Origin of the sequence: Paenibacillus sp. PsM32 (assembly GCF_030433815.1) — a bacterium.
Classification (GTDB): domain Bacteria; phylum Bacillota; class Bacilli; order Paenibacillales; family Paenibacillaceae; genus Saccharibacillus; species Saccharibacillus kyungheensis.
Window position 1 is genome coordinate 469604 of the sequence record NZ_JARUWY010000001.1, and the last position, 16646, is coordinate 486249.

General features: G+C 39.7%; 14 protein-coding genes. 3 read left to right on the forward strand and 11 right to left on the reverse strand.

From position 1 onward, the window contains the following. Window positions 1–26: 26 nt before the first annotated feature. The gene (locus QCD85_RS02220) at window positions 27–1466 is read right to left on the reverse strand and encodes an amidase (protein WP_301261514.1); all 1440 of its coding nucleotides are present in this window, start codon (window positions 1464–1466) and stop codon (window positions 27–29) included. Window positions 1467–1633: 167 nt separating this feature from the next. After that, entirely contained in the window at window positions 1634–1825 is a 192-nt protein-coding gene (locus tag QCD85_RS02225; RefSeq protein ID WP_301261515.1) for a hypothetical protein, read from the reverse strand. Between the two features lie 194 nt (window positions 1826–2019). Here QCD85_RS02225 and QCD85_RS02230 point away from each other — a divergent pair, with 194 nt between their 5' ends. The 3 genes from QCD85_RS02230 (at window position 2020) to hepT (ending at window position 3365) form a co-directional block, all read left to right on the forward strand. Then, a complete protein-coding gene (locus QCD85_RS02230) occupies window positions 2020–2460 on the forward strand; it encodes a GNAT family N-acetyltransferase (RefSeq protein WP_301261516.1) in 441 nt (146 codons plus the stop codon). Window positions 2461–2553: 93 nt separating this feature from the next. Then, a complete protein-coding gene (gene mntA, locus QCD85_RS02235) occupies window positions 2554–2967 on the forward strand; it encodes a type VII toxin-antitoxin system MntA family adenylyltransferase antitoxin (protein WP_301261517.1) in 414 nt (137 codons plus the stop codon). Next, window positions 2964–3365 (forward strand): type VII toxin-antitoxin system HepT family RNase toxin, encoded by a 402-nt coding sequence (gene hepT, locus QCD85_RS02240; RefSeq protein ID WP_301261518.1) that lies wholly within the window; start codon window positions 2964–2966, stop codon window positions 3363–3365. Before mntA ends, hepT begins: the two co-directional genes overlap by 4 nt. 76 nt (window positions 3366–3441) lie before the next feature. Here the strand turns inward: hepT and QCD85_RS02245 are convergent, their stop codons facing one another. From QCD85_RS02245 to QCD85_RS02285, 9 genes are all read right to left on the reverse strand, one after another. Continuing rightward, complete coding sequence (locus QCD85_RS02245) at window positions 3442–5046, reverse strand: glycoside hydrolase family 32 protein (protein WP_301261519.1); 1605 nt, start codon at window positions 5044–5046, stop codon at window positions 3442–3444. A gap of 154 nt (window positions 5047–5200) precedes the next feature. Further along, window positions 5201–6712 (reverse strand): glycoside hydrolase family 68 protein, encoded by a 1512-nt coding sequence (locus QCD85_RS02250; protein WP_301261520.1) that lies wholly within the window; start codon window positions 6710–6712, stop codon window positions 5201–5203. Between the two features lie 486 nt (window positions 6713–7198). Next, window positions 7199–8044 (reverse strand): PRD domain-containing protein, encoded by an 846-nt coding sequence (locus QCD85_RS02255; RefSeq protein WP_301261521.1) that lies wholly within the window; start codon window positions 8042–8044, stop codon window positions 7199–7201. Beyond that, window positions 8019–9572, reverse strand: a complete 1554-nt coding sequence (locus tag QCD85_RS02260; RefSeq protein ID WP_301261522.1) for a PTS transporter subunit EIIC — start codon at window positions 9570–9572, stop codon at window positions 8019–8021. The genes QCD85_RS02255 and QCD85_RS02260 overlap by 26 nt, the downstream gene beginning before the upstream one ends. A 298-nt stretch (window positions 9573–9870) precedes the next feature. Then, a complete protein-coding gene (locus tag QCD85_RS02265) occupies window positions 9871–11634 on the reverse strand; it encodes a glycoside hydrolase family 2 protein (protein ID WP_301261523.1) in 1764 nt (587 codons plus the stop codon). 88 nt (window positions 11635–11722) lie between these two features. Next, window positions 11723–12535 carry a carbohydrate ABC transporter permease gene (locus QCD85_RS02270; RefSeq protein ID WP_273615482.1) on the reverse strand — a complete coding sequence of 271 codons (813 nt, stop codon included), beginning with the start codon at window positions 12533–12535 and terminating at the stop codon, window positions 11723–11725. A gap of 17 nt (window positions 12536–12552) precedes the next feature. Continuing rightward, window positions 12553–13437 carry a carbohydrate ABC transporter permease gene (locus tag QCD85_RS02275; protein ID WP_273615481.1) on the reverse strand — a complete coding sequence of 295 codons (885 nt, stop codon included), beginning with the start codon at window positions 13435–13437 and terminating at the stop codon, window positions 12553–12555. Between the two features lie 103 nt (window positions 13438–13540). Then, the gene (locus tag QCD85_RS02280) at window positions 13541–14833 is read right to left on the reverse strand and encodes an ABC transporter substrate-binding protein (RefSeq protein WP_301261524.1); all 1293 of its coding nucleotides are present in this window, start codon (window positions 14831–14833) and stop codon (window positions 13541–13543) included. 186 nt (window positions 14834–15019) lie between these two features. Continuing rightward, window positions 15020–16624, reverse strand: coding sequence for a response regulator (locus tag QCD85_RS02285; RefSeq protein WP_301261525.1), 1605 nt, complete (start codon window positions 16622–16624; stop codon window positions 15020–15022). Between the last annotated feature and the right edge of the window lie 22 nt (window positions 16625–16646).

The following is a 16646-nucleotide window of genomic DNA, read 5'->3' on the forward strand; positions in this document are numbered from 1 at the left end:
CTGCCTTTTTCTCCTATATGAACAGCTTATAACATTGGACTTCTGCGTGCAGGTACTGTTTTTTCAAAAGCATAAGCGATTCGGATCAAATCAGGTTCTTTGTACGCTGTACTCATAAAGCTGATTCCGAAAGGCATACCGTCTCTACGATATCCTGCGGGTACAATAATCGCTGGATAACCACCTACTGCTGGTGCATCGGTATGCCAGGATGGCGTAAAGATGGCATCCAACTGATGTTCTTGAAGCAGACGGTCGATTCCTTCTTCACGCGCCTGACGCCAGTTGTTAAGACGTGCTTGAATGTATTTGGCTTCTGTTAATGTACCTGATGTTTCATACTGAGCTTTGATTAAAATCTCCTGACCATATTTAAGTGCATCTTGATGATGAAGATGATTATAATCAATCATATCTTGCAGTGTACGAATTCTGGAATGTGCTCCTAACGTGGATAGATAACTATTCAGAGCAGACTTGAATTCGTATAATAATACTGTCATGTCTTCTGATACAATTTCTGGAAGATCGGTATGTTCTATAATCACTGCTCCAGCATGATACATCGCTTCTATGGAAGCTTCGATAATTGACTTTTCTTCGTCACTACATTGCTGTTCAAATGCCCGGTTAATGCCTATTCTCGCTCCACGTAGTCCTTCTGGATCAAGATAAGCGGTATAATCAAGCGCAGGTGTTGGTGAAATTTGTGTCGATACATCTTGTTCATCTTTGCCTGTTAGTGCACTTAACAAAATGGCTGCATCTTCTACATTTCTTGCCATCGGCCCGGCTGTATCTTGTGTATACGTAATCGGTACAATTCCTGTGCGGCTAATTAATCCCAGTGTAGGCTTGATACCTACCAGACTGTTTTTACCTGACGGATTCAGAATCGAACCTGATGTCTCTGTGCCTACAGCGACTGCACATAGATTGGCTGCTACAGCCGCTCCCGAGCCTGCGCTTGAACCGCCTACATCTAATCGTCCGGGGCCATACGGGTTAAGAGTCTGCCCTCCGCGAGCACTATATCCATTTTTCATATTAAAAGCCATAAAGTTCGCCATTTCAGTTAGATTGGTTTTGCCTAAAATAACCGCTCCAGCGTTGCGTAATTGCTTCACTAAAAAAGCATCTTCCGGTGCAAATGAATCTGCTAATGCCAGCGATCCTGCACTGGTATGCATATGATCGCCTGTATTAATATTGTCTTTGATCAATACAGGTATGCCATGCAGTTCACTACGAACATGTCCTTGAGCTCGTTCTTGATCCATTTGAGTAGCCATATAGATAGCATCTGGATTCAGTTCTATTACAGATCGCAACATCGGCCCATCCTGATCTATTTCTGCTATACGCTGCATATATAAAGAGGTTAACGATACAGAAGTCTGTTCTCCTGCCTCCATCCATTGTTGCAGATCTCGAATACGTGCCTCTTGTAAAGGAAAATCGATCATATCTGTGCCCCTTTCAACTTTGCTTACAATCTTCTATCGATTCTATAATTGATTGGTCTGTTGTGCAAATGTTAACCTGTATCTATGTATCATTATAGTGTACAAAAAAAGAACCTGACATGTAGATTCAGATTCTTTTGCTCAATGGTATCGTAATCCGTTATCTATTAGCTTAACCATACACCTATCCCTACAACAGCAGCCAGTATACCCACGCCAATCAACAAATTCGTAGCTTCATATAGAAAAGAATACCCTTTGTGTTCTCTGCTTTCTCGTTCTTTATGTTTGAATTGAGCGGCTCTTTGTGCATTTTCATCAAGTGGACGGTCTCCTAGATTAGTAAACATCTCATTCATCTTATTCAACTCCTTCGTCTTTTCAATATTTTAACAGACTTTGGTGGATGCTGTAAAATGGGGCGGTTTACATTTATCATCATTTCGTTAAAATATAAAGACAGTCTATTACTTCTTTATCTATACATATTTATTATAGAAGTAATAACAGAAAGCATCACTATAGAATACGAAGTAAAGGATGGAGCCTACAGATGGAATTACTGATTAAGCAAGTCGAAAATGAATATGAATTGGATCATTGCCTGTTTGTTCGCAAAGCCGTATTTGTGAATGAACAGGGTGTACCTTTGGACGAAGAATACGATGAGTGGGATAATGCAAGTACAACTATTCCGCATATTATTGTATATGATGGTGAGACACCTGTGGCGACTTCACGTCTGCGTGTTGTTGAAGGAGTAGCCAAGTTAGAGCGTATCTGTGTATTACAAGAATATCGTAAGTATGGTGTTGGCAAAATGCTTGTTGACCATATGGAACAATTAGCAAAAGAACAAGGGCTAACTCAAGCCAAATTACATGGTCAGACACAAGCAGCAGCTTTTTACGAGCGCTTAGGATATGTACAATCTTCTGATGTATTTTTGGAATCCGATATTCCTCATGTCTTGTTCACCAAATCATTATCATAATAGGTAATTATTCATAAACATGAAATAGTCTATAATTATACATGATCTACTGACTATAAAATAAAACTTTACACAATCAAGGAGTTGTTGCACTTGTCTATATTATCTTTATCTCAACAGCAACAACTCCTTATTGTGGAAGAGTTGCGTAGCCGATGCGATGCTCATACAATTATTATTTTTGGTTCGGTTGCCAAAGGTACGATGCGACCTGAAAGTGATATCGATATTGCTTATTTATCTTCTATACGCAGATCGACATACCAGCGATTTCGGATGGGGCAACAAGTAGCCGACTTATTGGAGCGAGATGTAGATTTGATTGATTTTCAAGAAGCAAGCACTGTATTTCAGATTCAGATCGCTACTACAGGAATTGTATTATATGAAGAAAATCCTTTGCTAAGGCAACTCTCCTATATGCAGGCTTTTCGCGAGTATGTACAATTGAATGATAAGCGACAATATCTACTAGATCACTTTATAGAGAAAAGAGGCACGCTATGAATCAAGATATTTTACTTAACAAAACGGCTACGATTCGTCGCTGTGTTGCCCGTATTCATGAAGAATATGCCGGCGAAGAAGATAATTTATTCAACTATACCAAGCAAGATTCGATTATTTTAAATCTTCAACGGGCTTGCGAAGCTTGTCTTGATCTAGCGATATATATTATTTCTGAACGTAATCTTGGAGTACCGCAGAGCAGTCGAGATGTGTTTGATCTGCTTTTTCGCAATGGAATATTGGATAAAGAACTGAACCAAAGTATCAAAGCCATGGTCGGTTTTCGGAATATAGCTATTCATGATTATCAAGGTGTACAGGTAGAAATTATTCAAGGCATTATAGAAGAACAATTGGATGATTTTGAAAAGTTTATTGCTGCGATCAGCGCTTAATGAATCAAAGATACTGTTATCAAAAAAACCGAACACTTTTGATTGAATAGAGATTCAAAAGGTTCGGCTTAATTGATTATGAATTAAATTGTTTTAAGACTACATTCTCAAAAATGGCTTTGCCACCTTCTGCAAATAGACTGATTCCTTGATCTTCTTTGTTCGGGAAAACCAGACTCGAATATGCCACTGTACCATCATCTACAAACACTTCGATACTATTTTTGTCCACTAACACTTTCAAATGAACTTTTTTCTTATCGGTATTAAATGCCGCCTGACTTTCCAGACTTTTTCCATTGGTATCAGGATGTCCGGTGTATGCTCGGTTCACATACGTATACTTGCCTTCTACGAACACTCCTACATCCACATGACGGCTTTTGTCCGCCGATTCTCTTAGACGTAATCCTACATTTTTCAAGTCAGACCACGAAATATCAGCATCTAACTGATAAGAAGCTCCGCTCATAGGGAGTGCTTCCGTGCCTTCTACTTCTATTCGTTGAACGGTCTGAGTAGATGCAGGAATCTGGCTGATTGCTCCGATCGGTTGCGAAGATAGATCATAGGATTGACCATTGAATCGAAGTCGTATTTTACGAACAATCGAATCCATGCCGTTAAATCCTTCTTTCATCGTCGGTGTATTGTTCACATAATCCCAATTGTTCATCCAGCCAAAAGCATAACGTTGTTCATACGGATTAGAAGCTCCAGCAATCTCAAATGTTACTGCCGCATACCAATCAAATCCATGATCCAACCATTTCGGCTCTTTGCGGTCAGCTATAAATTTCTTGCCATTAAAACTTCCTGTCCAGTAAGCATACGTATTTGGATTACCTGCTCCGCGACCATTAGCGCTTGCACCCAGTACCCATTTATAAGCTCCATTGGCGGCTTGCATCAGGTACAGATCAGGACATTCCAGTATCCCTACATTATCTGTAAGAAATCCACTGGTATACGTCCAATGCTTCAGATTAGTCGATGTGTAAAAGCCTATTTTGTTTCCTTCTGCCATTAACATAATCCAGTGTTTGGAACGAGCATCCCATGTTATTTTTGGATCACGAAAATCCGCAGTTCCGGGATTGGATAAAATAGGTTTTTTTCCATAAGGCGTAAAGGTATTACCTCCATTTTTGCTATACCATAGATACTGTTCTTGTGCTCCTCCATTAGCTGAAGGTTGCGTTACGATAGCGATAAAAGCATTTTTACCAAATCCAGCGGTATTGTTCGTATCGACAACGACAGAACCTGACCATGGATCACCATTTTTATTTGTATATTTAGGAATGGCTACTCCATGATCTTGCCAGTGAATCAGATCGGTAGAAGTAGCATGACGCCATTCGGTGCCATTGCCATTCGGATAATCTTTGTTATAGAGATAATAGTAGTGATACTTTCCTTTAAAATAAATAGGACGTTGCGGATCGTTTTTCCATTTGTCCGGTACTGTAAAATGATAATCAGGACGTTCGCTACTGACAGATGTTGCATTTGTATTAGAAGCGCTATAGTTAGGAAGACTGTTCTGAGTACTCTGAGTGCTTCCTTTTGCACTAGTCTGTGTGAAAAAGTAGAGTAAGGCACCTAATATAATACATCCGAACACACTGAGAACAACGAGTGTCCGGCGATATTTCGATGCGTGGTTGCTGTTGTTCAAGTGAGCACCTCCATATATTAGTGTTTCCTTTTTGAGACTGCATTTCAATCTACAGATAAAAGCAATAAAGGAAAAGAAAATGCCGCTCTTTGACGGACATTTTCTTTTCCTGTCTCTTTATTGAATCTTCAAGACTTATTGATTTAGAACGTATTTAATTAGAAGTGACTTGACCTTGCTCTAAAATGCTATTAGGAACGACTTTGGTTTCACTACCGTTAATTTCTACTTCAAAGCTTGGTGCAAATGTAGAATGATGATCGGTATAGAATCCTCTGTTGGTCATATAGCTTGTAATTACAACTTTGTTGCCTTTTACTTGTGGAATTGCGAAATGAGCATAATTCCATGTAACATCACGTTTGTTCAAATCTTGGTGTAATACCAGTCCACTACCGTTAAGTGGTTTGTAAGGCCCATCAATTGAATCAGCTACATATCCAAGCATGTAGATATCTTCTGCATCAACACCATCTACGAACATTTTAGCACCACGTGTATCTGTGAATAGGTACCATTTGCCGTCTTTTTCAAAAATGTTAGCACGTTCGATCTCATCGGTTACTGTATTGGAAGCAATCAATGGTTTCATTACTTTTTTAAGAGAATAATCGTTATTCAATTCAATAATACCTAATGCACCGTTCGCAATCGTCATGTAATTACGACTCGGGTTATTCATTACTTTTTGGTATTCTGATTTGAAAAATTCGTCATCTCCACCATAGTAAGCTTTGTTTGAGAACATAGATTGACCTTGATAACCTGTTTCAGAACCTGTATTTGCTTCAAATACTAGATATTTGTGTCCATTGTCTTCTACATAATGCGGATCTCTTAATGTGTGGTTATCGGAATAATCACCAGCACGGAATGCTTGATCAACTGTTTGATACATTTTGCCATCACCATCAAAAATAGACTTGAGGTCTTCTACACCGTTGATCTGAAGTGTTCCATTAGAAGGTTCAGACACATTGATTTGAGCAGTGGTTAATGTTTGTTTACCGAAAAATCCTTTGTCTACATCCCACGGTTGACGGTTAGTATAGAACAAACGCACTTTGCCCTCTTTGGTCATTGTTGCAGAACCTGACCATTCTTCAGATTGATTATTTAAGATCGTATCGTTAGGAACCATTTTGTCGTTGTCTTTAAATACACGACCTGCATTTTTCCATGCATCTAATGATTGGTCACCTGCTTTTTTGTAGAACAGATAAATAAATGTATCTGACGATACTTTTGGATCTCCTGCTAATCCAAACACGACTTCATATCCATTATAGTTCGCTACAGTACCATCTGCATTTTGCAATGGCCATGTATCCCATACATCAAGATCAATCGTATTACCATTTGTATCTTTACCTTTAGCAGACGGAATGTTACGAATGGTAGATGCATCAAATTGTGGAACTTGATAGCGAGATTCTTTTTGCTGACTAGCTATTTTCAATGCATCAAAGCGTGTAAGATGTGTAAATCCATAAGTATCATTAAAAACAGATGATGGTGTTTCTACAGCAGGTGTTGGTGGAGTTGGCTGTGTACCATTTCCGTAATCTGATTCTGAACCACTTGCAAAAACAGAAGTTCCTCCTGTTAGCATAGTAGCCGCCATCATTATAGCAGCTGTTTTTCTTGAGAAATTCTTGATTTTCATTGTGTTCTTCCTCTCTAATTTCAAATTGTGGCTGTTTTGGCGCACAAAAAAGACCTAAAAATTCCTCTGAAGAACGAACGACACTTGTCGCCCGGATTCCTCACGGAGTTTTTAGGTCTTGCCTGCTTTACCAGTAACACACCCGAATATGCTGTTGCTGACATTTATTCTATAGGGCAAATCGATAACACACTATAGACTGAATGAATCAATTTGCAAAAAGAGGGAAAAGGATAATTCTGTAAATTTTCATTGATTTTCACGATATTTAGTCTTATTTTCACTGTTTCAAAGTTTACAATTTTGTAATCTACGAGAATTTATCCATACTTTGTACCTAGTCAATTGTATATTTATGCTATTCACTGCAACCTATCGACTCGGGTCGTTAGTCTATATGAATAGTTATTTTTGGTATGATTAGCGACTTTTATTCCGCTATCCACAGAATCATAAGCGACTGTACAAGTGATTTCTTTTATATTATCAGGAGCTATGACCCAGTCTTTCCCGTAGACGATTCACTTCGATCGTCATCAATACGCACTGACTCTCTGTAAAAGTATAATCATATTCATCTTCCATATTCTCTGCCATCTCTTCTACTTGCTCATATAATGTTTTATATTTCTCTACAGCAATCTGAATCAACTCGCGATTAAGCTCACTTCCTGGCTGATCTTTTTCATATTCTTGAAGAATACTTTTCAGTTGGCTGATCAAACGCTCATAATCGGCTGACTTATGATCCAGTGGTTGGTGTAACATGTATTCGATATCTTTCACCATATCTTTGATCATGGCTGCCATGCTTGCGGCTGTTTCTTGAGCTCCTGCATTCATTCGTGCGGTATGAATATGCATTGCAATATATCCGACTTCATCTTCAGGAATATCGATCTGCAAGTGCTGTGTAATCAACTGCTTCGCATGTAGCCCAATTTCAAACTCTGCGGGATACAGCAATCGAATCTCTTCTAATAAGGTGTTATGAATAATCATGCCATTGCGCAGACGTTCTAGAGCAAATGACAAATGATCGGTTAAGGCAATATGAATATGTTCATTAAAAGAAACTTGTAATTCTTGTTCTGCATACGAAATAATCCGTTCAGATACAGCGATCTCTTCTTCGGGCAACTTTTGTAGCATTTCTTGAAGGTACCCGTAACGCTCCTGATCTTCCAATACAAATAGCTTTTCGATCCGCTGGGTATCTACGATATCGTTTTTCCCTTTTTCAAAAGAAATACCGCCGCCCATAGCGATCTTTTCTTGTCCATGATCATCGACGACCACAGCATTATTATTGAGAATCTTTTTGATCTTCATAAGCTCCTCCTGTGAATTTACGAACAAAATGTGAGATATTGTATCGGAAAGCTGGCTTTTCTACCCCTAGCAACAGAGTCGTCAAAAACGCAATTCCGGCTGCGAGCAAAAAGCCTATCATATAATGAATAAAATTCAGTTCTCCAAAAGGAACAATATAGACTAGCATAGGAATCCCTGTTAATCCAAATGAGCTGGCTACTACGTGATGCAGACCGACATAAGCGCCTCCTACTGCTCCACCGATCGCTGCACTTAGAAAGGGGCGACCTAACTTGAGATTTACCCCAAGTGCAATCGGTTCTGTAATACCGAGAAAAGCGGTAATCGATCCAGATAAAGCGACTTTTCTTAATTCAGGATTACGAGTCGCCAAATAGACAGCCAGTCCTGCCCCGCCTTGTGCCATATTCGCCATCGACCAGATAGGCAATAGAAAATTAACACCTACATGAGGATCTGAGATAAGTGCAATCTCAAGCGCTTGTATCCCTTGATGTAGACCGGTTAATACAATCGTGCTATAAATACCACCAAGAATAAATCCGAACAATGTTCCGCCGTACGTGAAGAGATATTCTAACCACTGACCTATCCATTCTCCAAGCCAGATCGCTATTGGACTGATTAATAAAATAGCAAGCGTACCGCCTGTAATTAGACTGATCGCTGGAGCGAGAAGTGTAGATGCAGAGGGTGGCAGAATACGACGGATTCCTTTTTCTATCCATGCCATCACTAAGGAAGCTAAAATAATCGGCATCATTGCACCTTGATAACTAAATTGAGGTGCTACCATTGTATTCACTCCCTGCATGGTTGTATGACCAATTAAGATCGCCAGATCAGGCTGAGACATCGCAATACCCAGTACTGCTCCTATCGCCGGAGTACCTCCAAATCGTTTTACTGCATGATAACCGAACAGCACACTAATCACTTGAAAAGCAGAACTTGTCAGCAATCCAAGTAATCGGAACCATACTGCATCTTCTGCTACCCAACTCGAAGATTGTAAAATGGTAACAAGCCCTAATAAAATACCTGCTGCTATAAACAGCGGTAATATAGGAATCAAAATATCTGAAAACACTGTCGCTACCTGTATAATACGCCCGGCTATTCCCCGTCTGCGATAAGGATGCTGGGATTCTGATAACTGATCGACTTGCGGTGCTGTATCAGCTTGACCGTCTACAGGTGGCTGTAGATGAGCTGAGTTTTCATACTGGCGAAGTACAATATTCATTTTCCGATGTAATTTATAGACAAGTTCAGGGCCGACAATAATCTGCAATTGTCCGGGCAATCTATTAATATTTTGCACTTCTTTGATCTGTTGCAGTTCCGCTTCGTTGATTGGATGATCATTTTTTAATTTCAATCGGATACGTGTTGTACAGTGCATCACTTCTACTAGATTATCAGGCCCACCGGATAAATGGATAAGACGTCGAGCAAGCTCTTCGGTCGGGTTGCCCTGCGCATATCGTTTACGAGAAGATGGCAGATTTTTTTGATCTGACAACGCTATTCCTCCTTTATCAGGTTGAGTCCAGAACGTATAAGCCTACTTATCTTTGGATCGTAGCGTAGTTTTGGAATATTCTGAAATGTTCATAAGATGTATAAAGTAACAACTTTGTAGTATAGGATAGTTTACGGATTATGACAATCTTTCGTGTAAATTACTGAATAGATAATGAAGATCGTATACGATGATTTATTTGTGTATATGCAAAAAGTGTTGCTATACACCTTAGACTAATATAGTCAGGTATATAGCAACACTCCGGTTTACTTATAATAAAGGATCATGTATATATTTAGGATAAGTTCATAACGATACGGCGAATATCTTCGAGCGGCACTTTGGGCTTACGGTCATATGTAACTAGACCATTGATCTCCTGCTCTACATCGGTGAGCTGGGTATAACAGAATCCTTGCACGATCGGAGAGCGATGCAGTGGACGAATAACAGCGGCTAAACGTTGTAGATAATCTTCATCATTGTCTGCACCTGAATAGCCCCAGCCTTCCCACTCACTTTTTTTATACGCGATTCCGCCAAATTCTGTGATCAGAATTGGTTGCCCTTGATACGTTGCTCCGCCGACAAAAATCTCACGATTACCGGGTAGACTATGTACAGCCTTTTCAATCGAAGCATAACGTTCATCTAACACTTTTTCTTGCCATGCATAATCATGAATCGCTACCAGATCAGTCTCCATCATTTCCCAGCCATCATTGTAAATAACAGGACGTGTGTCATCGAGTGACTTGGTTAAATGATATAGTGTTAGTCCATGCTGTTGTTGACGCTGATCATTTTTCACATTCGGGATGCCCCAGCTTTCATTCATCGGCACCCAGACCACAATCGATGGATGATTATAATCACGCTCAAGCACTTCTTGCCATTCCTGTGTGAATCGACGTACGTATTCTTCCGAATAATTATAAGCATTTGCCGCTTCTCCCCAGACTAGCAGACCTTTGCGATCACACCAGTATAGAAAGCGTGGATCTTCCATTTTCTGATGCTTACGCACTCCATTAAAGCCCATTGCTTGTGTTAATTCAATATCTTGAATAAATGCTTCATCCGACGGTGCAGTTAAGATTCCATCAGGGAAATAACCTTGATCGAGTACTAGACGTAGAAAGTACGGACGATTATTTAAATGAAGCTTTCCATTTTCTATCGAAATTTTACGCATCCCAAAGTACGATTGTACAGAATCAATAACAACATCCTGCTCTACTAACTCTAGCTGAATATCGTATAGATGTGGTTTTTCCGGTGACCACCAGCGTCCCAATTCATGATCGTTAAAATCATGTAAACCAATCGAACGTGTATGTTCTGTATGAGTCACTACAAATTCATCCTGTGCAACAAACTCGCCTGCAAATGTAATCGTTAATCGTGTCCGTAATTCTTTTTGCATTGTCGCTGGAGAATAAAATAACCGCACTTTGATTTCATTCTGATCAATATCAGCCGTAAATTTAGCTTTGCGAATATGAGCAGGGTCAACCGCTTCGAGCCATACTGTCTGCCAGATGCCAGTAGTACGTGTATAGAAAATGCTAGCCGAGTCTTCTTTCCAGTATTGCTTGCCCCGCGGTAATGTCACATCTTGACTATAATCTTCTACACGCAATACGATTTCGTTATGATCTGCTTCTAATAGTTCGGTAATATCCGCTTGAAAAGGAGTATGTCCACCTTCATGAAATGCCGCCCATTTTCCATTGATCCAGACAGTTGCTGTATAATCCACCGCTCCAAAATGTAAAATCGTGCGCTTGCTTTTCCAATCCGCTGGCACTTCTATAGATTTGCGATACCAGACCAGATCATGAAATCCTGTATCTCCAATACCACTCAATTCACTTTGAAAAGTAAACGGAACTTGAATACGCTGATCAAATACATCTTGTCGATCCAGATGCCATTTCTGCTGATCACCGACACGCTCATCGTCAAATGCAAATTCCCATGTTCCATTTAGATTGATCCAGTCTGCTCGTTCAAATTGTGGTCTTGGATATTCAGAGCGAGTTGTTGTTGCAGTCATAATTGTAATTCCTCCTTTGAATGGTAAGCGCTTGTATAATGATGCTTCAACTATATTCTTATTCGTTAACTACTCAAAAATACTGACTTTATAACTCTTTGCCACCTGTAAACGCTATTCCTTTAATAATCTGCTTCTGGAAAATTAAAAATACAATCAATACCGGAATCGCTGCCAGCGCATTAGCAGTCATTGGAAGTGCATACTGCTGTACATAAGAACTCTGGAACATCGGCAATCCTAAAGTAATCGTCATATACGCTTTGTCCGAAATCGAGATCAGTGGCCATACATAATCATTCCATGCCCCAATAAAGCTAAAAATACCTAAAGCCGCTAAGGCAGGACGAGACAATGGTAAAAAGATGCTATACCAGACTTTAAAAAATCCGGCTCCATCAATTCGGGCTGCTTCTTCAAGGTCTTTCGGTAATCCATCAAAAAATTGCTTGAGGATAAAAATACCCATCGGCCCCGCAACCGCAGGCAAAATAAGTGAAGTTCGTGTGCCAAGCAGACCTAGATCTCTCATAAAAAGATACAGCGGAATCAATGTCGCTTCTGCTGGAATCATCAGTCCGGATAAAAATAAAAGAAACATAAATTTACTACCCGGAAAGGTAATCCGAGAAAATGCATAAGCCGCCATCGAAGATAAGATCAGTACAAGCGCTGTGGTGATCACTGACACCATTAAGCTGTTGCCCATCCAACCGAAGATGGGAGCTTGACTCAATACTTTCTCGTAGTTTGCAAATGAAAGATGAAATCCATTACCAAATACATTTTCTCCTTCTGGCGTAAACGATAAAGCTAACATCCAGACAACAGGAATCAGAAAAAATATCGCCAGTACTACAGCTACAATACGAATAAAATAATAATAGATGCGATCCATCATAGATGACTCTCTCCTTTCTAAGATTCCAGTCTCCGCAAAATAAAGGTCTGCACTAAAGAGATCACCAGAATAACGATCATAAGCACAAAAGCAATCGCTGACGCATATCCCATCTGGAACGTCTGAAATCCATTTTCATAAATCGAGAATACGACTGTTTTGGTTGCTCCTGCTGGCCCTCCGCCTGTAATCAATTTGGATTGACCAAAGATTTTGAACGAAGCGATAGTCTGAAGCACAATCACCAGTATGGTAATGCGTGATAATGATGGCAAAGTGATATACCAGAACGTCTGCCAGCGATTCGCGCCTTCGATCTGCCCTGCTTCATAAAAAGAGGCTGGAATATCTTGAAGCCCTGCTAGAAATAAAATAAATACAAATCCTACTGTCCACCAGATGGTAGACATAATAATAGCCGCCCAAGCTAGAGTCGGTTGTGACAACCAGAAAATTTCTTCATGAATCAGTCCTAATGCACGCAAAATCTGATTAAACAATCCTGTATACGGCTGTAAAAAAATCACCCAAATACTAGAGATCACAGAAACAGATAATACATATGGCATGAAAACAGAAATTCGGAAAAAAGACTGTCCACGACGTATCCCATGAACCAGAATAGCTAACAGTAGACCAATTCCACTGACTAATGGCACACTGATGATTGTAAATATTACGGTATGCATCAAATTACTACGGAACTCTTCATCTGCAATTAAGTTGGTATAGTTTTGAAATCCTACAAATACTTTATCTCCTAGCAAAGACCAATCATAAAAGCTAATACGTAACCCGTACAAAATCGGAAATAAAGAAAAGAGCGCAAAGAAAATTGTATACGGCAAAATCATTAATATGCCTGTTATCCATCCTTGATGCGCTAAAGATTTGGTGCCCATAATCGTCTACTCCTTTCCAAAGTAAGATCAAACAAAAGAAGCGGTATGATCTTGATATCGCTCCGCTTCTTTTGTCATAACTTATTGTTCCCTCTTGCTGTCTTTATTTGCCGGTAATTTTGTTTGTCGAAGCATCTGCTTTTTGAAGGGTAGTCGCTGGATCTTGCTGACCTGCTAACATTTTTTCAAATTCTTTCACAACATTATCGTTGACCTGTCCTTGTTTTTCGTTACGAGGCCAGTATTTTACAAAGTCAGCCGATTGAGCATAATCGCTACGATATGGCATATCTTTGAACTCTTTGGAATCGAGTACTTTGGTAACGCTTGGAATATGCCCTGCTTTTGCCCACATATCTCCATGCTCTGCTAACCAATTCGCAAACGTTAATGCTGCTTGTTGTTTGGCTGGATCTTCCTGACTGTGTTTGGGCAAAGCTAATGTATGCGAATCGCCCCATGTAGCAGGTTGATCATAGATTTGTGGCATCGGTACAACCGCAAAGTCTAATCCTTTAATATTTTCAAATGAACCGGTACTCCATACTCCTGTAATTAATACAGCCGCTCGTTGATCTTGGAATAACTTCACCGCATCATTCACATTCGGTGGAATTAATTTGGATGTATATAAGCTGTTCACGTATTCTAATGCTTGCTGCGCTTGTGGATTGTTAAGCGCTGCTTGGCCATTGTCATCATAGAACTTACCGCCACCGGTTAACTGGTTATAGAATCCCCAGAACATCCAGTAAGCATCAATCCGTACGCTAGGTTGTGCTAGTGGAGCCACATCTGCTGGAACAGCCTCTTTAATTTGGGTTAGAAATGCAGTGAATCCTTCTGGTGATGGGTCGTATACGGGTTTGCCATCTTTCAACACACCTGCTTTTTCCAGATATGTTTTGTTGTAATACATTACGATGGCATGGGTATCTAATGGAATCGAGTAATGCTTACCATCATAGATCGTAGATTCTAGAATTGTAGGATTAAATTCATCCCAGTTGACTTTGGAACCTGCGGCAAGATCATCCAGTGGAGTCACATAACCAGCAGGTACAAATTGAGGCATCCGCGAGGAGTGCAATACCGCTAGATCAGGTGCTTGATCGGAAGCTAAAGACGTTTGTAATTTGGTATAATAATCTTCTGAGCGGTTACTCAGTTGTTCGACTTGAATATCTGGATTTTCCTGATTGAACTTATCGACCATAGCCGTCATAAATTCTCCATCGCCACCACTGAATGGTGTCCAGAATGAGATTTGTGTTTTACCGCCTGTTTTACCACTTTCCGAACTACTGGCAGGTGCGCTCCCTCCAGCACAAGCAGATAAGATTAACATCGCCATCAGCAATATACATCCGGCTTGAATACCTTTTGTTTTTCTCATTAATACAACCCCCTTATCGAATAAATAAGTATGTGCGTTTTTTAGATAACGCTTACATTTAGAATCTTAATTCATTCTTTAAGGGGGAACCATGACGCTTTTTTCGATGCTATAGACATATATTTAGGTCTGTCTAGTTAGGCAGTTCTTTTATTAAAGATCATAACTAAAGAATCTACCTGTAAATTACACAGGATGTTGGTAATGACGACGACTATCCCGATACTGCTTGGGTGTAGTACCCGTTTCTGTTTTGAATACTCGATTAAAATGACGAATATTCACAAATCCTGTATCATAAGCAATCGTAGCAATTTTTTCATCGGTATGAATCAATCGCTTGATCGCTTCTCGAATTCGTATCTCTGTCAGCACTTCGACAAATGAATGCCCTAATCGATGTTTGAACAGACTACTGAGATAAGAAGCATTCAAGTAGACTTTTTCTGCCATTAGACTTAGAGTGATCGGCTCTGCATAATGTTCTTCAAGATAACGCACCACCTGATCAACCGCATGGATCACATGCCCTTCTTTGCGCTGAATGAGATCGTATAACGAATACAATAATTCTCCGCAATATTGTGCGAGTTGCTGACGCTCATTAATCAACAACACATGTTGTAAGATCATACCCATGTCTTGTTTATTCAGCCATTCGCTAAGTACTTTGTAATCCAGTGCAATCTCATAACACTCTAATAATATTTTGCATATTTGTTGCTGGATCACTTCTGGATGATTCATTTGCCTGCATAATCGTTCGATAAAAGCTTGCACTTGTCTTGTTAATTCTTGCCCATTTTCCTGTGCTAATAACTGTTCCAAAAAGTGTCTGTCTGCTGCCTGCAATCGAGATAACGGCATCGTATTCGTCGCTGAAGATTCATAAACCAGCACTTGATCTCCTCCCGAAATTAAACGATATAACAGAGCAGTCTCTGCTTCACGATAAGATTTCGGTACCGATTCTAGATCGTCTACTCCACCACCGATCCCAATCGTAACGGTCATTTGAGAGATGCGCTTAATAGTGCGAATTAATTGTCCTGACAATGATCTGATTTGCTGTGCTGTGGCTTCACTTCGATCACTATTAATCAGAGCAATCACTTTATGATGATCTATAAATGTATATCCTTGTAAAGGTTCTATGATCATCTCACGCACAAATTGCTGAATATACAAAAAGAATAATTCAGGATCATTCTGACGATAACGCTGTTCTGTAACCGAATCTCGATCCAATTGCACAATCAGACAATATATTCCGTTATGAGGAAAAGAAATACTGGCTTGATCGAATAATTCACCTTCATCATAAGCTATATTGCCATGAATTAGACTACTCAATAACTGCTGTCTAATCACTTGTTGACTGAGTATATGTTCTACTACAGATTGAGATTCACTTTCTTTGCTCAATTCTGCTTCTACTTTGCATAATGCGGTATACAGTTCTTCTTTATTCACCGGCTTGAGCAAATAATCTCTAGCCCCGCTACGAATCGAACTGCGAGCATACTCAAAATCATTATGTCCACTTAGCACAATACAGCGAATAGTAGGATACTGTTCTGCCAGTGTTGCTTGCAGTTGAATACCATCCATACGAGGCATCCGTATATCGGTGATTACCAAATGAGGACGTTGAGACTGAATCATTTCCAACGCTTCCAATCCATCTCTGGCTTCACCAATAACTGTCCATTCTAGATTAGATTCATGAATTAAATGAGTTATTCCTTTGCGAAAAATCATCTCATCATCAACAATTAAAACGTTATACATAAGAAGAGTCTCCTTTCTTCAA